This is a genomic window from Stenotrophomonas sp. As-7 (assembly GCF_030291015.1).
Lineage (GTDB): Bacteria > Pseudomonadota > Gammaproteobacteria > Xanthomonadales > Xanthomonadaceae > Stenotrophomonas > Stenotrophomonas lactitubi.
Genome location: NZ_CP127405.1, coordinates 1,575,970 through 1,594,585 on the forward strand (window position 1 = coordinate 1,575,970; position 18,616 = coordinate 1,594,585).

The 18,616-nt window shown below is 67.4% G+C and carries 14 protein-coding genes and 1 tRNA gene; 9 read left to right on the forward strand and 6 right to left on the reverse strand.

All coding sequences use genetic code 11. The features are described from left to right. Nucleotide 1 precedes the first annotated feature (1 nt). Together QP457_RS07345 and dapE are read left to right on the forward strand one after the other, a co-directional pair. Nucleotides 2–367: an arsenate reductase gene (locus QP457_RS07345; RefSeq protein ID WP_025877641.1), complete on the forward strand. Its 366-nt coding sequence runs from the start codon at nucleotides 2–4 to the stop codon at nucleotides 365–367. After that, on the forward strand, nucleotides 364–1,491 hold the full coding sequence (gene dapE / locus QP457_RS07350; protein WP_205404006.1) for a succinyl-diaminopimelate desuccinylase: 1,128 nt from the start codon (nucleotides 364–366) through the stop codon (nucleotides 1,489–1,491). Before QP457_RS07345 ends, dapE begins: the two co-directional genes overlap by 4 nt. Nucleotides 1,492–1,537: 46 nt before the next feature. Here dapE and QP457_RS07355 read toward each other — a convergent pair whose 3' ends face one another. Next, the gene (locus QP457_RS07355) at nucleotides 1,538–2,431 is read right to left on the reverse strand and encodes a tetratricopeptide repeat protein (RefSeq protein ID WP_205404005.1); all 894 of its coding nucleotides are present in this window, start codon (nucleotides 2,429–2,431) and stop codon (nucleotides 1,538–1,540) included. A gap of 358 nt (nucleotides 2,432–2,789) precedes the next feature. Here QP457_RS07355 and asnB point away from each other — a divergent pair, with 358 nt between their 5' ends. Beyond that, complete coding sequence (gene asnB / locus QP457_RS07360; protein WP_205404004.1) at nucleotides 2,790–4,481, forward strand: asparagine synthase B; 1,692 nt, start codon at nucleotides 2,790–2,792, stop codon at nucleotides 4,479–4,481. Between the two features lie 106 nt (nucleotides 4,482–4,587). Continuing rightward, nucleotides 4,588–5,976 carry a cation:proton antiporter gene (locus tag QP457_RS07365; RefSeq protein ID WP_205404003.1) on the forward strand — a complete coding sequence of 463 codons (1,389 nt, stop codon included), beginning with the start codon at nucleotides 4,588–4,590 and terminating at the stop codon, nucleotides 5,974–5,976. An 89-nt stretch (nucleotides 5,977–6,065) separates the two neighbouring features. On the opposite strand, the gene QP457_RS07370 is transcribed toward QP457_RS07365, so the two are convergent. After that, nucleotides 6,066–8,396, reverse strand: coding sequence for a penicillin acylase family protein (locus QP457_RS07370; protein WP_205404002.1), 2,331 nt, complete (start codon nucleotides 8,394–8,396; stop codon nucleotides 6,066–6,068). 125 nt (nucleotides 8,397–8,521) lie between these two features. Here QP457_RS07370 and bfr point away from each other — a divergent pair, with 125 nt between their 5' ends. Next, nucleotides 8,522–9,010 (forward strand): bacterioferritin, encoded by a 489-nt coding sequence (gene bfr / locus QP457_RS07375; protein WP_025877631.1) that lies wholly within the window; start codon nucleotides 8,522–8,524, stop codon nucleotides 9,008–9,010. Nucleotides 9,011–9,272: 262 nt separating this feature from the next. On the opposite strand, the gene parC is transcribed toward bfr, so the two are convergent. Beyond that, a complete protein-coding gene (gene parC, locus QP457_RS07380) occupies nucleotides 9,273–11,516 on the reverse strand; it encodes a DNA topoisomerase IV subunit A (RefSeq protein WP_205404001.1) in 2,244 nt (747 codons plus the stop codon). Between the two features lie 59 nt (nucleotides 11,517–11,575). After that, nucleotides 11,576–12,484, reverse strand: coding sequence for a helix-turn-helix transcriptional regulator (locus QP457_RS07385; RefSeq protein ID WP_205404000.1), 909 nt, complete (start codon nucleotides 12,482–12,484; stop codon nucleotides 11,576–11,578). Between the two features lie 145 nt (nucleotides 12,485–12,629). Here QP457_RS07385 and emrR point away from each other — a divergent pair, with 145 nt between their 5' ends. The 4 genes from emrR to emrB are packed head-to-tail and all read left to right on the forward strand — an operon-like array spanning nucleotide 12,630 to nucleotide 17,348. Beyond that, nucleotides 12,630–13,073 (forward strand): multidrug efflux system transcriptional regulator EmrR, encoded by a 444-nt coding sequence (gene emrR / locus QP457_RS07390; protein ID WP_089239884.1) that lies wholly within the window; start codon nucleotides 12,630–12,632, stop codon nucleotides 13,071–13,073. Then, a complete protein-coding gene (emrC, locus tag QP457_RS07395; protein ID WP_180164189.1) occupies nucleotides 13,070–14,563 on the forward strand; it encodes a multidrug efflux transporter outer membrane subunit EmrC in 1,494 nt (497 codons plus the stop codon). The genes emrR and emrC overlap by 4 nt, the downstream gene beginning before the upstream one ends. Nucleotides 14,564–14,574: 11 nt before the next feature. Continuing rightward, nucleotides 14,575–15,753: a multidrug efflux MFS transporter periplasmic adaptor subunit EmrA gene (gene emrA, locus QP457_RS07400; RefSeq protein ID WP_089239888.1), complete on the forward strand. Its 1,179-nt coding sequence runs from the start codon at nucleotides 14,575–14,577 to the stop codon at nucleotides 15,751–15,753. Between the two features lie 8 nt (nucleotides 15,754–15,761). Further along, nucleotides 15,762–17,348 (forward strand): multidrug efflux MFS transporter permease subunit EmrB, encoded by a 1,587-nt coding sequence (gene emrB, locus QP457_RS07405; RefSeq protein ID WP_180164191.1) that lies wholly within the window; start codon nucleotides 15,762–15,764, stop codon nucleotides 17,346–17,348. Between the two features lie 161 nt (nucleotides 17,349–17,509). Here the strand turns inward: emrB and QP457_RS07410 are convergent. Continuing rightward, a tRNA-Leu gene (locus QP457_RS07410) sits at nucleotides 17,510–17,596 on the reverse strand. A gap of 50 nt (nucleotides 17,597–17,646) precedes the next feature. Continuing rightward, entirely contained in the window at nucleotides 17,647–18,558 is a 912-nt protein-coding gene (locus QP457_RS07415; RefSeq protein WP_205403999.1) for a LysR substrate-binding domain-containing protein, read from the reverse strand. Nucleotides 18,559–18,616: the final 58 nt, after the last annotated feature.

An 18,616-nucleotide genomic window follows, 5' to 3' on the forward strand; every position in this document is an offset into this window, starting at 1 on the left:
CATGAGCACCACCGTCTACGGTCTGAAGAACTGCGATACCTGCAAGAAGGCGACCAAGTGGCTGGACCGCTTCGGCGTGCCGTACACCTTCGTCGACTACCGCGACAACAAACCCAGCCCGGAAACGCTGCTGGAATGGGCCGCCCAGCTGGGTGGCCTGGCGGCAATGGTCAACAGGTCCTCCACCACCTGGCGGCAGCTGCCGGACAACCGCAAGGCTGCCGATTCGGAAGCGGAGTGGAAACTGCTGCTGCGCGAATACCCGCAGCTGATCAAGCGCCCGCTGGTGGTGACCGCCGACGGCAAGGTCAGCCAGGGTTTCAGTGACAACGGCTTCAAGGCGCGCTTCGGCGTGGGCGGCGCGTGAGCGCCGTCCTCGACCTGGCCTGCGATCTGATTGCACGGCCGTCGGTGACCCCGGACGATGCCGGTTGCCAGGCGCTGATCGGTGAACGTCTGCAGGCGGCCGGTTTCACCTGCGAGCACCTGCGGCTGGGCGAGGTCGACAACCTGTGGGCCACCCACGGCAGCGGCGCGCCGGTGCTGGTCCTGCTGGGCCACACCGACGTGGTGCCGCCGGGCCCGCGCGAGGCATGGCAGAGCGATCCGTTCGCGCCGCAGATCCGCGATGGCGTGCTGTACGGTCGTGGCACCGCCGACATGAAGGGCAGCGTGGCTGCGTTCGTGGTCGCTGCCGAACAGTTCGTTGCCGCCCATCCGCAGCACACGGGCACGCTGGCGGTGCTGCTGACCAGTGATGAAGAGGGCGATGCCATCGATGGCGTGCGCCATGTCGCGCGACTGTTCGCCGAACGCGGCCAGCGTATCGACTGGTGCATCACCGGCGAGCCGTCGTCCACCACCACGCTGGGTGACCTGCTGCGCGTGGGACGGCGTGGCAGCCTGTCGGCCAAGCTGCGCGTGCAGGGTGTGCAGGGCCATGTGGCCTATCCGGACAAGGCGCGCAACCCCATCCATCTTGCCGCGCCGATGCTGGCCGAACTGAGCGCACGGCGCTGGGACGAGGGCTATGAGAGCTTCCCGTCGACCAGCCTGCAGATCTCCAACATCCATGCCGGTACCGGCGCCAACAACGTGATTCCCGGTGAGCTGGAGGTGGATTTCAACATCCGCTACAACCCGCATTGGGATGCAGCGAAGCTGGAAGCAGAGATCACCGCGCTGCTGGACCGTCATGGCCTGCAGTACACGCTGAAGTGGCACCGCAGCGGCGAGCCGTTCTACACGCCCGAAGGGACGTTGCGTGCAGCGGCGCGCGCGGTGCTTGCCGAGCACACCGGACGCGCGCCGGAAGAGAGCACCGGGGGTGGCACCTCCGATGCGCGCTTCATCGCGCCACTGGGTGCGCAGTGCATCGAAGTCGGCCCGGTCAACGCCAGCATCCACCAGGTGGATGAAAACGTGCGCGTGGACGAGCTGGAAGCACTGCCGGGGCTGTACCAGCGACTGGTTGAACGCCTGCTGGTGTAGTGCTGGTCTGCCGGGTTTCCGTGGATGCGCCGGGCATGGCCCGGCGCTACTCCGAGAACTGGAAGAACGGCGGTTTGATCGCTTCGCGCCAGTACGACTCGTCGGCCATGTAGAAGTCCTGCGCGTGGGCCTTGGCGAACCACGCCGCCGCCGCATCCACGTTCTTCTGCAGGCCATCGCCGCCGCGGCCGAGTGCCAGCCCGGCCAGGTACTGGCCATACACGTTGCCCTGTGCAGCGGCACGCTCATACCAGCGCAGCGCTTCGGTTTTGTCCTGCACCACGCCGATGCCGGCCTCGTACAGCGTGCCCAGGTCCACCTGCGCTTCGGCATCGCCGCGCGCGGCGCGGCGCTGGATGCGCGCGATCACCGGGTTCGGTGAGGCATCAGCACTGAGCGGAGTGCCGGGTTTCGCGGACCCACTGGTGGCATCGCGCAACGGCTGCAGCTTGTACAGGTGGCGCAGGTAGACCGCGCGGCGCAGGCGCCAGCGCAGTGCGCCCTCCATGTCGCCACGTCGCTCATACCACGTCTCCAGGTCGCTCATCGCATACGGCGAGCCGTGATAGGCAGCGCGGTGGTACCAGCGGTAGGCCTTGCGCGCGGAGGGTTTGAGCACCACCGCGTCGGGCTTCTGCGGGGTATCAGCACTGTCCAGCCGGCCGCGTTCCAGGATCCTGCCCAGCTGTTCCTCGGCGCTTGTGGTGCGGTGCGTGCGCGGCGTGGTGGCAGCGGCGCGCGCATACCAGTCCAGTGCGCGCACGTCGTTGCGGTACTGGTACAGCTTGGCCACGCGCAACGCCGAATCGAACTGGCCATCGGCAGCTGCGGCCAGGGCGTCGCGTTCGCTGTCATCGACCGGGCGGGTGGGCGTGGTCGCACAGCCGGCCAAGGCGATCAGGGCCAGGAGGGGCAGCAGGCGACGGCAGCAAGGGTTCATCCATGAATTCCGGAAAGCGGGCAGGGGATTATCCGGGTCGCTACCGGCGTGGCCGCTGAATCGGTTGCCATCGCAACTGTTGCGCCGCGCCGGAAACCCGGTTACGGTCGGATCCATGTCGCTCCGCCTGGCCACCGCCGTCAACAACACCAACCGCAATAATCTGCGCGCGAATAATCGTGCGCGGCCGATGCGGGACTGCGCCCTGGGTAGATAGACAGCAACATACGCCCGGACACCAGAAAACCCGCATCGGCCGATGCGGGTTTTTTTGTGCCCGGGCGCAGCCCCACCCGGGCCTGGATGGCCGGTCGAACACCTTCCCCCCGTGTACTTCCCCACAACAGGAGTTCCACCCATGTGTTCGATCTTCGGTATTTTCGGCCTGCAGGCCGGTGACGATCTTCCTTCCCTGCGCCGCCATGCGCTGGAGCTGTCGCAGCGTCAGCGCCATCGCGGCCCAGACTGGAGCGGCGTGTATCTGGACGAAGGCGCGCTGCTGGTCCACGAGCGCCTGGCCATCGTCGATCCGGCCGGCGGCTCGCAACCGCTGCTGTCCGCAGACGGGCAGCTGGCGCTGGCGGTCAACGGCGAGATCTACAACCACCAGCAGCTCAAGGCAGGCCTCGCCGAAGCCTATGCCTTCCAGACCGGTTCGGACTGCGAGGTGATCAACGCGCTGTACCGCCAGGGCGGATCGCCGGCGCAGTGGCTGGAACAGCTCAACGGCATCTTTGCCTTCGCCCTGTGGGACCGTGCAGCCGGCCGTGTGCTGGTGGCGCGCGATCCGGTTGGCGTGGTGCCGCTGTACTGGGGCCATGATGCGCAGGGGCGACTGCGCGTAGCTTCTGAAATGAAGGCGCTGGTCGATACCTGCGCCGACGTTGCCCAGTTCCCGCCGGGCCATTACTACGACAGCGCCAACGGCGAACTGGTGCGCTACTACCAGCAGCCGTGGCGCGAGTACGACGACGTGCAGGGCCGCCAGGCCGATCTCGCCGAACTGCGCCAGGCCTTCGAACATGCGGTCGAACGCCAGTTGATGAGTGACGTGCCGTATGGCGTGCTGCTGTCGGGCGGGCTGGATTCATCGCTGGTGGCCGCCGTGGCGGCACGTTATGCGCGCCGTCGCATCGAAGATGGCGGCCAGAGCGAAGCCTGGTGGCCGCGCCTGCATTCGTTCGCCATCGGCCTGAAGGGTTCGCCGGATCTGGCCGCTGCTGCGGTCGCCGCCGAAGCACTGGGCACCGTGCACCACGGCTTCGAATACACCTTCGAGGAAGGTCTGGATGTGTTGCCGGAGGTGATCCGCCACATTGAAACCTACGACGTCACCACCATCCGCGCCTCCACGCCGATGTTCCTGCTGGCGCGCCGTATCAAGGCGATGGGGGTGAAGATGGTGCTGTCCGGTGAGGGCAGCGACGAGATCTTCGGCGGCTATCTTTACTTCCACAAGGCACCGGACGCGCGCGAATTCCACCAGGAGCTGGTGCGCAAGCTCGACGCCCTGCACAACTACGATTGCCTGCGCGCCAACAAGTCGATGATGGCTTGGGGCGTGGAGCCGCGCGTGCCGTTCCTGGACCGCGAGTTCCTCGACGTGGCCATGCGTTTCGATGCCGCGCACAAGATGGTCGGCGCCGGCTTCGGTGGTCGCCGCATCGAGAAGGCGGTACTGCGCGAGGCCTTCGAGGGCTATCTGCCGGACAGCATCCTGTGGCGGCAGAAGGAGCAGTTCAGCGATGGCGTCGGCTACGGTTGGATCGACGGACTGAAGGCGCACGCCGAAGCGCAGGTCAGCGACCGCGTACTGGCCGCCGCCGACAAGCGCTTCCCGCACAACCCGCCGCAGACCAAGGAGGCGTACTACTACCGCCACCTGTTCGAGCAGTTCTTCCCCAGCCACGCGGCGGCTGAAACCGTGCCGGGTGGCAAGTCGATCGCCTGTTCCTCGCCGGCAGCCATTGCCTGGGATGCCAGCTTTGCCGCCGCCGCCGATCCGTCGGGCCGCGCCATCGCCGGGGTGCACGAGCAGGCGTTGGCCTGACCGGCAGCGCCCGGTCGCCTGACAACGGTAGCGCCGGACCATGCCCGGCGAGCGCACAGCGCCGGAGCAGGCAAGGACGTATCATCGGCGCCCTGCACATTGGGGAATGTTCATGGACGTACAGACCGGAGGTCCCGTGCGACCGACGAAGTGGGCGTGGCGGTACCTGGTATGGGCTGGCGTGCCGTTGCTGGTCGGCCTGCTGCTGGCCCGCTATGCCGGGCCCGGGCTGCCGACGGTGGCCAGCAAGGCCGAGGCCGTGGTCGGCAGTGATTGGGCGCATCACCTGGCTTCACCGCTCGGCCTGTTCCTGCTGCAGCTGCTGGTGCTGTTGCTGGTCGCCAAGGGTGCCGGCGCGCTGTTGAAGCGTTTCGGACAGCCGGCGGTGATCGGTGAGATGGCCGCCGGCCTGATGATGGGGCCGCTGTTGCTGGGCAGTCTGCTGCCGCAGGTGAATGGCGCGCTGTTCCCGGCCGCTTCGCTGGGGCCGCTGGGCATGCTCAGCCAACTGGGCGTGCTGATGTTCCTGCTGGTGGCCGGCGCCGAGCTGGATCTGGGCGCGCTGCGTGGGCGTCGCCGATTCGCCTTCACCGTCAGCCACGCCGGCATCGCGGTGCCGTTCGTGCTCGGCGTGGTCCTGGCGATCTGGCTGTACCCGCAGCACGGTCCGCAAGGCGTGAGCTTTACCGCGTTCGCGCTGTTCGTTGGCATCTCGATGAGCATCACCGCCTTCCCGGTGCTGCTGCGCATCCTCGCTGATCGCGGCATCACCCACACATCGCTGGGGCAGACCGCCATCGCCTGCGCGGCGCTGGGCGATGCGACCGCGTGGTGCCTGCTGGCGTTGATCGTGGCGGCAGCGCAGGCTACCGGCTGGTTGCCGGCCAGCCTCAACCTGCTGTGCGTGGTGGCGTTCATCGCGCTGATGCTGGGGCTGGTGAAGCCGTGGTTTGCCCGGCAGACGATCGCGCCCGGTCGTGAAGGGCGCTGGCTGCTGGGCATCCTGCTGCTGTCGCTGGCCAGTGCGCTGGTTACCGAAGTGCTCGGCATCCACGCGCTGTTCGGCGCATTCGCTGCGGGTGTGGCGGTGTCGTCCAACGCGCAGCTGCGGCAGCTGCTGGTGGCCAGGGTCGAACCGTTCGCGGTGACCCTGCTGCTGCCGCTGTTCTTCGCCATGACCGGCCTGCGCATGCGTGCCGACGCGCTGCACAGCAGCGACATCCTGCTGTGCGTGGTGGTGATCGCAGTGGCCACGGTGGGCAAGCTGCTGGGCACCTGGAGTGCGGCGCGCAGTACCGGCATGGCCTCGCGCGAAGCGTGGCGACTGGGGGCGCTGATGAACACGCGCGGGTTGATGGAACTGATCGTGCTCAACCTGGGTTACGAGCTGGGCCTGCTTGGCGACCGCCTGTTCGCGGTGCTGGTGATCATGGCGCTGGTGACCACTGCGATGACCGGGCCGCTGTTGAACCTGATCGAGCGCCGCAAGGCCTGAGCCGGTCGCGCGGGCGGGCATCTTGTAGAGCCGAGCCCATGCTCGGCTCTACAGCGTGCAACGCACCCTCTCGCATGTGGGGGCCGCCGTCAGGGCACCGGTACCAGCGTCATCGTGTGCTGTGCCTTGCCGGGCAGGAACGGGGTGGGGCGACCATGCACCCAATCCTCATGCCCCGCGCCCCAGTAAGGCGACAGCGGATGGCCGCTCTGCCCACCCGGCATGTGCACGATGCCGTCGGCTTCGTGGCCGGGCGAGACCACCATCCGCTGCGAGGCACCGAAGGTCGGCGTCTGTACACGCGGCATGTCACGGTCGCCGGGCAGCGGATCGGCCGGCATGCACAACCAGCGACTGGCGAAGGCGGGCAGGGCGCGCGCGACCGGATGGCAGATCGCTGCGGTATTGCGCTCGCCCCAGCCGCGGTGCGCCAGCGGCCCCTGCGTGGACAGCTCGGCTTCGGTGCGATGTGCAGCATCGGCCAGCAGCGCATCCCAGCTGGTGTACGCGGGTGGCAGCAGGTTGGCGGGTCGCTGTTCCAGCATCGGCCAGGCGACGCCTTCCAGCTGCGCCAGGCGTGGTGCCAGGAAATCCTCGCCCAGCTGCGCCCGGGCCGGTGCCAGCAGCGCATCGGTCAGCGTGTCGAGCACCTGTGTACGGAATTCGCGCACGACCCGGTAGCTGGTCGAATGGATCGCGGCGCGCCCGTCCCAATGCTCGCTGACCGTTCTCAACCGCTTCAGTGCCGGATCGTCGCTGTGCTCGATCACCTCCTGCAGCAGCACCCACCAGCGCTGCAGGAACACTGCGCGGTCGTCCAGCTGGATTGCCAGCAGGTCGTGTTCGTCGAAGCGTTCCTGGGTCGCCAGCAGGTCACGGATCTGCCGACCGCGTGCGCCGAGGTCGTAGCCGCCATTGCCGACGGTGGCCAGGGTCGCCTCGTCCACCACGCGGCTGTTGGCGGTCCACAGCCGATGCGCGGGTGGATCGATCAGGCTCGGCGCGGCGTCGCTGCGGATCGGCCAGGGCGCGCAGCCCTGGTTGGCCTGATTTTCATTGAAACCCAGTGGCGCGCAGCCCGGGCCACGGTCAGGCCGCGCGCCGATCAGTCGCCACGCGATGCGCCCGCTGCGGTCGCCGACCACCAGGTTCTGCGCGGGAATTCCGGCGTGGTCGGCAATCTGCAGGGCCTGGTGCAGATCGGCAGCGCGTGCCATGTCGGCGAAGTCCATGCGCACCGCACCCGGCAACTGCGCGACCCAGCGCAGAGCGTCGCCGCTGCCATCGGCGTGGGTGTGCAGGATCGGCCCCCACGCGGTTTCGCGCACCGGGAATTGCACGTCGGTGCCGCCGGCCACGACGATCCGCTCCTCATGCACGGTCACCGCAGCGTCGGCGGGTTCGCTGCGGAAGTCAGCGGTGTCGATGTAGCTGTTGGTGAAGCCCCACGCGACATGGCCATTGCTGCCGACAATCACTGCCGGCACGCCCGGCAGCGAGAACCCGCTGACGTCGACCCGGCCACCTGCGGCCTGCGGATCGGGGTAGCGCAGGCGCACACGGAACCACAGGCTGGGCGCGCGCAGGCCCAGGTGCATGTCGTCGGCGACGATCGCACGGCCATCGGCGGTCAGCGCGCCGGCAATGGCGAAATTGTTGCTGCCGACCGCGTCGGCATCTTCCGCAGCCGCGCCGGTCGAGGCCTTCAGCGTGCGCAGGTCCAGCTGGCTGGCATCGGGCAGGGGGGCGTTGCCACGGGGAGCGCCGGCCAGCGGTGCATCCCACTCGCTGCCGTCGTGCGCCAGCAGGGCGTACAGGGCAGGCGGCACCACCGCGCGGATGCGTTGCAGGGCCAGTTCGGACTGGTTGCCGGGGTCCTGCAGGTCGGCGTACATGGCCAGGCCTGCCAGTACACTGTCGCTGGCCTGCCACGGTTGCGGCGCCTGCCGCAGCAGCAGGTAGGCCCACGGCCGCACCGCCAGGCTGCCCAGGCCCTGGTTGACCCCGTCCACATAGGCGCGCACGGCCGCAGGGTCGCTGCCCAGCGCATCCTGCAGATGGGCCTCGGTGCGCGCGCGCAGGCGGTGTACGCGCATGCGCTTGTCGGCTTCGATCGCCTTCGCCCCGAACAGCGCGGACAGTTCACCTGCGGCACTGCGCCGCATCAGGTCCATTTCGAAATAACGTTCCTGCGCGTGAACACGGCCGAGCGCCCGCAGCGCATCGGCCTTGTTGCCAGCGGTGATGGTGACCACCCCCAGCGCATCGCGCTCCACGGTGACCTTGCCGGCCAGCCCGGGCAAAGGGCGCTCGCCGTCCAGCTCGGCCAGGCTGCCGCGCAGCAGCAACCACAGGACCAGCACCGCGAGCAGCACGATCGCGACCAACGCACCCAGAATCCACCGCCACTTACGACGCATTGCAGGTCCTTCCCGAGCATGTCGGCCGATTGTAGCCGCAGGCGCAACTGCGACTGATTCCGATTAGATCACCGTATTTCCAGATGGGGCACCATGGGCGCCATCGATTCACAGGAGCTCCCCCCATGAAAGGCAATCCGGACGTCATCGCCTGCCTGAAGGAACTGCTGCGCGGCGAACTCGCCGCCCGCGACCAGTACTTCATCCACTCCCGCCGCTACGAGGACCAGGGCCTGTTCGCGCTGTACGAACGCCTGAACCACGAGATGGAAGAAGAGACCCAGCATGCCGACGCGCTGCTGCGCCGGATCCTGTTCCTGGGCGGCGACCCGGACATGCGCCCGCATGCGACCGAGCCGGGCAAGACCGTGGAGGAGATGCTGCGCAAGGACCTGGATACCGAATACGCCGTTCGCAACAACCTCGCCGCCGGCATGAAGCTGTGCGAGGAGAAGGGTGACTACGTGAGCCGCGACATGCTGCTGGCGCAGTTGAAGGACACCGAGGAAGACCACGCCTGGTGGCTGGAGCAGCAGCTGGGCCTGATCAAGCGCATCGGCCTGGAGCTGTACCAGCTGAGCAAGATCGACGGCAGCGGCGCCCCGGCGCACTGACCGACGCCGCTTTCGGTAGAGCCGAGCCATGCTCGGCTGCTTTCCGCAGAATCACAACGTCCCGTCGCCCGCCAGCACCGGAGCACCGCCAGCCAGCCTTCGCCAGCCAGCTGCTCCACCGCCCGCCAGCCGACAAACAAAGAAGCCGGGGAATGCCCCGGCTTTTTTGTGTCTGACGTCGCGTTCCCGGTAGCGCCGGGCCATGCCCGGCGGGTTCCCGGTTTGCCGGGCGAGGCGTGTCAACCAAGGTTGACACCTACCGTCATTCGACCGACAACCCTTCCACTTTCTGCCAGCCGCGCGGCAGCAGGTGGCCACGGGTGGCGCGGGCGCCCAGATAGGCCTCGAGCTCGTTGAACTTCAGGCCCATGGTGCGCTGGCCGCTGCGAACCTGCAGGGTCTGCCCGGGGCTGATCGCCACGATTGCCACCACGCGCTCGGTAGCGAGCTTGGCCTTGGGGATCTCGATGATCTTGTTGCCCTTGCCCTTGTCCAGTTCCGGCAGGTCGCCGGCGGCGATCGCCAGCAGGTTGCCCGAGCTGGTCACCGCGACGATGCGGTCGGTGGCCACGTTGGCCACCACCGACGGCGTAAGCACCGACGAGCCCGCCGACAGGTTCAGCATCGCCTTGCCGGCCTTGTTGCGGCCGATCAGGTTCTCGAAGCGGGTGACGAAACCATAACCGTGGGTCGAGGCCAGCACGAAGCGGGTATCCGGTTCGGCGCTGGCCAGGGTCACGAAGCTGGTGCCGGCGGCCGGCGAGAAGCGGCCGGTCAGCGGTTCACCGTTGCCGCGCGCCGAGGGCAGGGTATGCACCGGCGTGGAGTAGGCGCGGCCTTCGCTGTCGAGGAACGCGACCTGCTGGGTGCTGCGTGCACGCACCGCGCCCTGCAGGGCATCGCCATCGCGATAGGACAGGGTCGAGGCATCGATGTCGTGGCCCTTTGCGGCACGGATCCAGCCCTTCTCGGACATCACCACCGTCATCGGTTCGCTCGGCACCAGCTCGGTCTCGTCGATGGCCTGCGCCGCCTGGCGCTGCACCAGCGGCGAACGGCGCTCGTCACCGAACTTCTTGGCATCGGCCTGCAGCTCGTCGCGGATCAGCTTCTTCAGCTTGGCCTTGCTGTCGAGGATGCTCAGGATCTTGTCGCGCTCCTTGGCCAGCTCGTCCTGCTCGCCGCGGATCTTCATCTCTTCCAGGCGGGCCAGCTGCTTCAGCTTGGTTTCCAGGATGTACTCGGCCTGATCCTCGGACAGGCCGAAGCGCGCGATCAGCGCCGCCTTCGGTTCGTCCTCGGTACGGATGATGTGGATCACCTCGTCCAGGTTGAGGAACGCCACCAGCAGGCCTTCCAACAGGTGCAGGCGACGCTCGACCTTCTGCAGGCGGTGCTGCAGGCGGCGGGTGACGGTGCTGCTGCGGAACGCCAGCCATTCGCTGAGCAGCGTCTTCAGGTTCTTGACCTGCGGACGGCCGTCCAGCCCGATCACGTTGAGGTTGACGCGGTAGCTGCGCTCCATGTCCGTGGTCGCGAACAGGTGGCCCATCAGCTGCTCGGCGTCGACGCGGTTCGAGCGCGGCACCAGCACCACGCGCACCGGGTTGGCGTGGTCGGACTCATCGCGGATGTCTTCCAGCCACGGCAGCTTCTTGGCGCGCATCTGCGCGGCGATCTGCTCGATCACCTTCGACGGCGATACCTGGAACGGCAACGCGGTGACCACCACGTTGTGCGCTTCCTTTATGTAGGTCGCACGCGCACGCACGCTGCCGTTGCCGGTCTCGTACATGTTCCGCAGGTCGTTGGCCGGGGTGATGATCTCAGCGTTGGACGGGTAGTCGGGGCCCTTCACGTGCTCGCACAGGTCGCGCACGCTGGCGTCCGGATCGTCCAGCAGATGCAGCAGCGCACTGACGATCTCGTTGAGGTTGTGCGGCGGCACATCGGTGGCCATGCCCACGGCGATGCCGGTGGTGCCGTTCAGCAGCAGATGCGGCAGGCGTGCCGGCATCCAGGTCGGTTCCTGCAGCGTGCCGTCGAAGTTCGGCGCCCAGTCGGTGGTGCCCTGGCCCAGTTCGCCCAGCAGCACTTCGGCGATCGGTGTCAGCTTGGATTCGGTGTAACGCATCGCCGCGAACGACTTCGGGTCGTCGCTGGAACCGAAGTTGCCCTGGCCTTCGATCAGCGGATAGCGGTACGAGAACGGCTGCGCCATCAGCACCAGCGCTTCGTAGCACGCGCTGTCGCCATGCGGGTGGTACTTACCGATGACGTCACCGACGGTACGCGCGGACTTCTTCGGCTTGGACGCGGCATTCAGGCCCAGCTCGCTCATCGCATAGATGATGCGGCGCTGCACGGGCTTCAGGCCGTCGCCGAGGAACGGCAGGGCGCGATCCAGGACCACGTACATCGAGTAGTCGAGGTAGGCGCGTTCGGCGTACTCGCGCAGCGGCAGTTGTTCGAAACCGTGGAACACGGGGCGGGCAAGATCGGTCATGCGGCGTTGTTACCTATGTCGGGAGGCGGTGACGGCGGTCGCCGCTCTCAATCCAGTGATTATCCGGATGCGGCGGGGGATGCCAAGCCGCGTGCAGGGTCAAGGCCCGGTTCCAGGCCGTGGCCGGCCCGTGCCAGGTAGCGTCCGGGCGGTAGCCCGAAGTGTCGCCGGAACACGGTGACGAAGGCGCTGGCGCTGCTGAAGCCCAGTGCGTGGGCGATATCGGCCACGCTGCGGCCCTCACTGAGCTGCCGCAGCGCCTCGGCCAGCCGCGCCTGCTGGCGCCACTGGGCGAAACTGAGGGTGGTCTCGTCGCGGAAATGGCGGGTCAGGCTGCGCGGCGACAGGCCGGCCCAATGCGCCCACTGCGCCAGCCCGCGCTCGTCGGCCGGGTCGGCCAGCAACTGTGAGGCGATCTTCAGCAGGCGCCGGTCGCGCGGCATCGGCAGATGCATGCGCTGGCGCGGCGCGGTGCGGATCTCGTCCAGCAGCACGTTGATGATGTGCTGCCGCTCGGTGGTGCTCTCGTAATCCTGTGGCCAGTCGCAGATGCGTTCGGCCACCGCCTGCGCCAGCCGCGAGATGCCCAGCACGCACGGATCGGCCGGCAGTTCGGCGCACAGCGGTGCGGCCAGCACCATGCCCCAGCCGCGCAGGGGTCCATCGATGTGGACCGTATGCGGTTCGGCTGGTGGCATCCAGCCCGCCGAGCCCGGCGCCAGCGACCAGGTGCCATGTGAGGTGCGGGTGGTCAGCAGGCCGCGTTCAACGCAGATCAGCTGCGCGCGGACGTGCTGATGCCAGTCCACTTCGCGGGCCAGGCCCTGCGGGCTGTCGAAGCGGAAGGCGATGACCGGCGGGCCGTCATTGCGCTCGAACCAGTCCAGCGCTTCTTCACGCAGCAGGGTGGCAGGTCCGGGTTCGCCCGCCTTCACGTGGGCTGGGGGTGGCTTGAATGTGACATTCATTGGCTGGATTGTACTACCGGGCCAGTTGGGAGCGCCATTAAGGTGGCGCCTTCACCTGATCCAGCCCATTGCTGCAACACAGCATTCGATGCCAGATCGAATATTTCCATTGAGAAATATTTTTTTTGGAAGAGAATGCTCCCCCATGATCTGTCCTGCAACCACTCCCCCCAGCTTCGGCCTGCTGCTGCGCCAGGTGCGCGACGGCCTGGTCCGCCAGCTCGACGCGTCCATGGCCGAAGAAGACCTCGGCATCGGCTTCACCCACTACATCGGGCTGAAGGTGCTCTCGAACATGGCGCCGTGCACGGCCAACGAACTGGCCCAGGCCATCGACCAGGTGCCCAGTGCGGTCACCCGCCTGCTGGACAAGCTGGAAGCGCTCGGTTGCGTGCGCCGCGAGCCGCATGCCCAGGACCGGCGTGCGCTGCAGATCGTATTGACCGAAGAAGGCCGCGCGCTGTGGGCGCGGTTGAAGCTGCGCGGCGACGCGGTGATGGATTACGCCCTGCGTGATCTGTCCGCCGACGAACGCACGCAGCTGCTGTCCCTCCTGACCCGAATCCGCGATTCCCTGACGACCCCATGAACCCGATCCCGCATCCCACTCTCCGCCGGTCCGGGCGCGCGCTGCTGGTTTCAGCGCTGGCTCTGGCCTTGGCCGCCTGCGCCAGCAGCCGCGGCCTCACCCCGCAGGGCCACGTGCTCGACGTGGACAGCCTGCACAGCGAACGCACCCTGGCCGACAGCGACCTGAGCGCCGCCGGTTTTCCCGCCCAGGACTGGTGGAAGGCACTGGGCGATACGCAGCTGGATGCGTTGATCGCCGAAGGCCTCGCCGGCCATCCGAGCCTGGACGCCGCCGACGCCCGCCTGCGCCAGGCACAGTCACAGGTCGGCACCGCACGCGCCGATCGCCTGCCCAGCCTGTCCGTGTCCGGTGGCTACACCGGCCTGCGCCTGCCCGAATCGATGGCCGGCGATGAAATCGGTGGCCACTACGCCGGCAGCAGCCAGGTTGCCTTCGATTTCAGCTACGGCATCGACCTGTGGGGCGGCAAGCGCGCCGCCTGGGAAGCCGCCGTGGACGGCGCCCATGCCGCAACCGTCGAGGCCCAGGCCGCACGCCTGAACCTGTCCACCGGCATCGCCCAGGCTTATACCGATCTGGCTTACGCCTGGCAGCTCAATGACGTAGCTGAAGAAGAACTGGCGCGCTCGCAGAAGTCGCTGGAGCTGACCCGTCAGCGTCGTAGCGCCGGCATCGACAGCGACCTGCAGGTGCGCCAGGCCGAAGCCCGTGTGCCGGCCGCACAGCAGCAGTTGCTGGCGGCGCAGCAGCGTATCGATGCGGGACGCACTGCGTTGGCCGCGCTGGTCGGCAAGGGCCCGGACCGGGGCCTGTCGATCGAACGCCCGCGCGCGATGAACCCGTTGGCGCTGCAGCTGCCGGGTGTGGTGCCCAGCGAACTGCTTGGCCGTCGCCCCGACATCGTCGCCGCGCGCTGGCGGGTGGAAGCGGCCGACAAGCAGATCAAGGTCGCCAAGACAAAGTTCTACCCGAGCCTCAACCTGACCGCGCTGGCCGGCGTGGTCGCGCCGAATGTCGGCGACCTGCTGCAGAGCAGTTCCAGCTTCGCCTACATCGGTCCGGCGCTGAGCCTGCCGATCTTCGAAGGCGGCAAGCTGCGCGCCAACCTGGCCAACACCGATGCGCAGTACGACCTGGCCGTAGCGAACTACAACCAGGCGGTGCTCGATGCACTGCGCGACGTCGCCGACCAGGTCAACGCGGTGCGCTCGCTGGCGCAGCAGGCGCAGTCGCAGCAGCAGGCGGTGGATACCGCACGCGCCGCGTTCGACCTGGCCCAGCAGCGCTATCGCGCCGGCATCGGCAGCTACCTGGACGTGCTGACCGCGCAGTCCACCCTGCTGCAGTCGCAGCAGCAGCTGGCCGGCCTGCAGTCGCAGCAGCTGCAGACCTCGGTGCGCCTGAGCAAGGCGCTCGGCGGTGGTTTCCAGCCCAGTGACGCCGACGCCGCACCGCTTGCTTCCCATTCCGATTCCTCGCATTCCTGAAGACGCCTGCCATGAGCCAGACCCAAGACACTGCGGCCCCCGCCGCCCCCAACCGTCGCGGCAAGCTGCTGCGCGGCCTGTTCGTGATCGTCGTGCTGCTGCTGGCGGCACTGGCGCTGTGGTACTTCATGTTCGGCCGTTGGTTCGAAGAGACCGACGACGCCTACGTGCAGGGCAACCAGGTGCAGATCACCCCGCTGGTGGCCGGTACCGTGGTTGCCATCAACGCCGATGACGGCATGCGCGTGGAGCGCGGCCAGCTGCTGGTGCAGCTGGACCCGGCCGATACCTCGGTAGCCCTGCAGCAGGCTGAAGCCAACCTGGCCAAGACCGTGCGCCAGACCCGTGGCCTGTACCGCAGCGTCGAGGGTGCACAGGCAGATCTGAACGCGCGTCAGGTGACCCTGAAGCGCGTGCGCGACGACTTCGCACGCCGCAAGGGCTTGGCCGCCACCGGCGCCATTTCCAACGAAGAACTGGCCCATGCCGGCGATGAGCTGGCGGCTGCCGAAGCGGCCGTGGCCGGTTCGCGCGAGACCGTCGAGCGCAACCGCGCGCTGGTCGATGACACCGTGATCGCCACCCAGCCGGATGTGCAGGCCGCCGCCGCGCAGCTGCGCCAGGCCTTCCTCAACAATGCGCGTTCGGGCATCGTCGCGCCGGTCACCGGCTATGTCGCCCGTCGTTCGGTGCAGGTCGGTCAGCGCGTGCAGCCGGGCAATGCTCTGATGGCGGTGGTGCCGACCGAGCAGATGTGGGTCGAAGCCAACTTCAAGGAAACCCAGCTGCGCCACATGCGCTTGGGCCAGGAAGTGGAGCTGAAGTCGGACCTGTATGCCGGCGACGTGAAGTACAAGGGCCGCATCGACAGCCTCGGCCTGGGCACCGGTTCGGCGTTCTCGCTGCTGCCGGCGCAGAACGCCAGCGGCAACTGGATCAAGATCGTGCAGCGCGTGCCGGTGCGCATCGCCATCGATGCCAAGCAGCTGGCCGAACACCCGCTGCGCATCGGCCTGTCGATGAAGGCCGAAGTGAGCCTGCGCGACCAGAAGGGCGAAGTGCTGCCGAGCGCGGCCGCCAAGGGCACAGTGTTCGACACCGACGTGTACGCCAAGCAGTTGCACGATGCCGATGAGGTGATCCACACGATCATCCAGGGCAACCTGCCGCAGCAGGGCAAGGCGAGCTGAGGCCGGCCATGTCCGCACAAGCTCCAGCTGCGCCCGGCTCTCCGGGCGCACCGGCGGCGCCGGGTGCGGCCGCCGGCTTCCTGCCACCCAGTGTGGCCCTGTGCACCGTGGGCCTGGCGATGGCCTCGTTCATGCAGGTGCTCGACACCACCATCGCCAACGTCTCGTTGCCGACCATCGCCGGTAATCTTGGCGCCAGTTCGCAGCAGGCGACATGGGTCATCACCTCGTTCGCGGTGAGCACCGCGATCGCGCTGCCGCTGACCGGCTGGCTCAGCCGTCGCTTCGGCGAGCGCAAGCTGTTCGTGTGGGCCACGCTGGCCTTCGTGATCACCTCGCTGCTGTGCGGCCTGGCCCAGAGCATGGGCATGCTGGTGCTGTCACGCGCGCTGCAGGGCTTCGTCGCCGGCCCGATGTACCCGATCACCCAGTCGCTGCTGGTCTCGATCTATCCCAGAGAAAAGCGCGGACAGGCGCTGGCGCTGCTGGCGATGATCACCGTGGTGGCGCCGATCTGCGGGCCGATCCTCGGTGGCTGGATCACCGACAACTACAGCTGGGAATGGATCTTCCTGATCAATGTGCCGCTGGGCATCTTCGCAGCGCTGGTGGTCGGTAACCAGTTGAAGGGGCGCCCGGAACACGTCGAAAAGCCGAAGATGGACTACGTTGGCCTGGTCACCCTGGTGATCGGCGTAGGTGCCTTGCAGCTGGTGCTCGACCTGGGCAACGACGAGGACTGGTTCTCGTCGATGAAGATCGTGGTGCTGGCCTGCGTGGCGGTGGTGGCGCTGACCGTGTTCCTGATCTGGGAACTGACCGACAAGGATCCGATCGTCGACCTGAAGCTGTTCCGGCACCGCAACTTCCGCGCCGGTACGCTGGCGATGGTGGTGGCCTACGCGGCGTTCTTCAGCGTGGCACTGCTGATTCCGCAGTGGCTGCAGCGCGACATGGGTTACACCGCGATCTGGGCGGGCCTGGCGACGGCGCCGATCGGCATCCTGCCGGTGATCATGACCCCGTTCGTGGGCAAGTACGCATCGCGCTTCGACATGCGCATGCTGGCCACGATCGCGTTCGTGGTGCTGTCGATGACCAGCTTCCTGCGGTCGGGGTTCAACCTGCAGGTGGACTTCCAGCACGTGGCCGGCGTGCAGCTGATCATGGGCATTGGTGTCGCGCTGTTCTTCATGCCGGTGCTGCAGATCCTGCTGTCGGATCTGGATGGTCGTGAGATCGCGGCCGGCTCGGGCCTGGCCACGTTCCTGCGTACGCTGGGCGGCAGCTTCGCCGCGTCGCTGACCACCTGGCTGTGGGCGCGTCGTACGCAGGTGCATCACGCGGACCTGACCGAGCACATTTCGGCCTACCAGCCGGGGATGCAGGACCAGGTGGCGGCGATGGGGCAGGGCGATCTGCAACATGGTGCGGCGGTGCTGAACAACATGATCAACCACCAGGCATCGCAGATGGGCTTCAACGACATCTTCTTCCTGCTGGGCTGGATCTTCCTGGCGATCATCACCTTCCTGTGGCTGGCCAAGCCGCCGTTCGGTGCAGGCGCGGGTGCTGCCGCCGGTGGCGGGCACTGATCGATCGTTGTTGTTGAAACGCAGAAACCCCGCCGGAAGGCGGGGTTTTTGTTTGCAGTAGATCCACGCCACGCGTGGATGAACCGTCGCGATAACGATCGCGTTTCAAAATCCGGACATGAAAAAACCCGCTTGCGCGGGTTTGATCATTGTCTGAGTCATGGTGCCCAGGAGAGGACTCGAACCTCCACGAAGTTGCCCCCGCTAGCACCTGAAGCTAGTGCGTCTACCAATTCCGCCACCTGGGCGACTCAGGAGGAGAATTTTGCAGGAAGCTTGGATATGTGTCAACACCATTTCACACATTTTTTTCTGCACCCATTCCCGCGTCCACATCCAGATGCAGCAGCAGGCTGCGCATCGGCGGCGAGAGCGTTTTCCAGTCGGCAAACGCGGCGCACAGCCGGCGCTGTGCCCATGCGTTGCCGAGTGCAACGGCGACGATGCCGGTGGCCCGTCGGTGCTGCCGTGCGATCGTGCGAGGCGCGATGCCCACGCCGATGCCATGGCCCACCATCGTGCACAGGCCTTCGAAGGTCTTCATGCGGATGCGTACGTCGAGCGTGCGTCCGGCCTCTGCCGCCAGTTCTTCGATATAGGTCTGCAGTGCATTGCCGTCGGCCAGCGCGACGAAGGTCTCGCCCAGCACATCGCTGAAATCGAGCGAGCGCCGCGCGGCGAAGCGATGCCCGGCCGGCAGCAGCATCATCAGCGGGTCTTCCGCAACCACATGACGGCGCAGCCCATCGGCGGGGACGGCGTCGCTGATGATGCCGGCCTCTGCCTGTCCGGCACGGATCGCACGCACGACTTCAGTGCTGGTGCGTTCGTGCAGTTCGACGCGCAGGCGAGGGCGTTCGGCGAGCCATGGCGCCAGTCGCGCGGGCAGATAGTTGGTCAGTGCCGCGGTGTTGGCATACAGGTGCAGCGTACCGCGCGCGCCGTGGGCGAAGGCCTGCAGTTCGCCGCGCAGCTGTGCCTGCTGCTGCAGGATCAAGCGCGCGTGATGGGCCAGTGCGGCGCCCGCTTCGGTGAGGCTGACGCCGCGCGGGTGACGGGTCAGCAGCGCGGTGCCGGCGTCGGTTTCGATCGCGCGCAGGCGTTCGCTGGCCGAGCCCAGTGCCAGATTCGCCTCTACGGCGCCGGCGGTGATGCTGCCGGCGTCGGCCACCGCCAGGAACAGGCGCAGATCGGCAATGTCCAGGCGCATGTCATGACCTCGCATCGTGGCCGTTGCCTTCGGAGCAGCCGAAGGGTGGGGCGTGAAT

Coding starts and splice junctions, on each gene's coding strand:
- emrC (WP_180164189.1), top strand. CDS start 13,070: ATGAACCCGATCCCGCATCCCACTCTCCGCCGGTCCGGGCGCGCGCTG.
- emrR (WP_089239884.1), top strand. CDS start 12,630: ATGATCTGTCCTGCAACCACTCCCCCCAGCTTCGGCCTGCTGCTGCGC.
- asnB (WP_205404004.1), top strand. CDS start 2,790: ATGTGTTCGATCTTCGGTATTTTCGGCCTGCAGGCCGGTGACGATCTT.
- emrA (WP_089239888.1), top strand. CDS start 14,575: ATGAGCCAGACCCAAGACACTGCGGCCCCCGCCGCCCCCAACCGTCGC.
- QP457_RS07355 (WP_205404005.1), bottom strand. CDS start 2,431: ATGAACCCTTGCTGCCGTCGCCTGCTGCCCCTCCTGGCCCTGATCGCC.
- QP457_RS07370 (WP_205404002.1), bottom strand. CDS start 8,396: ATGCGTCGTAAGTGGCGGTGGATTCTGGGTGCGTTGGTCGCGATCGTG.
- QP457_RS07415 (WP_205403999.1), bottom strand. CDS start 18,558: ATGCGCCTGGACATTGCCGATCTGCGCCTGTTCCTGGCGGTGGCCGAC.
- QP457_RS07385 (WP_205404000.1), bottom strand. CDS start 12,484: ATGAATGTCACATTCAAGCCACCCCCAGCCCACGTGAAGGCGGGCGAA.
- emrB (WP_180164191.1), top strand. CDS start 15,762: ATGTCCGCACAAGCTCCAGCTGCGCCCGGCTCTCCGGGCGCACCGGCG.
- QP457_RS07345 (WP_025877641.1), top strand. CDS start 2: ATGAGCACCACCGTCTACGGTCTGAAGAACTGCGATACCTGCAAGAAG.
- parC (WP_205404001.1), bottom strand. CDS start 11,516: ATGACCGATCTTGCCCGCCCCGTGTTCCACGGTTTCGAACAACTGCCG.
- bfr (WP_025877631.1), top strand. CDS start 8,522: ATGAAAGGCAATCCGGACGTCATCGCCTGCCTGAAGGAACTGCTGCGC.
- QP457_RS07365 (WP_205404003.1), top strand. CDS start 4,588: ATGTTCATGGACGTACAGACCGGAGGTCCCGTGCGACCGACGAAGTGG.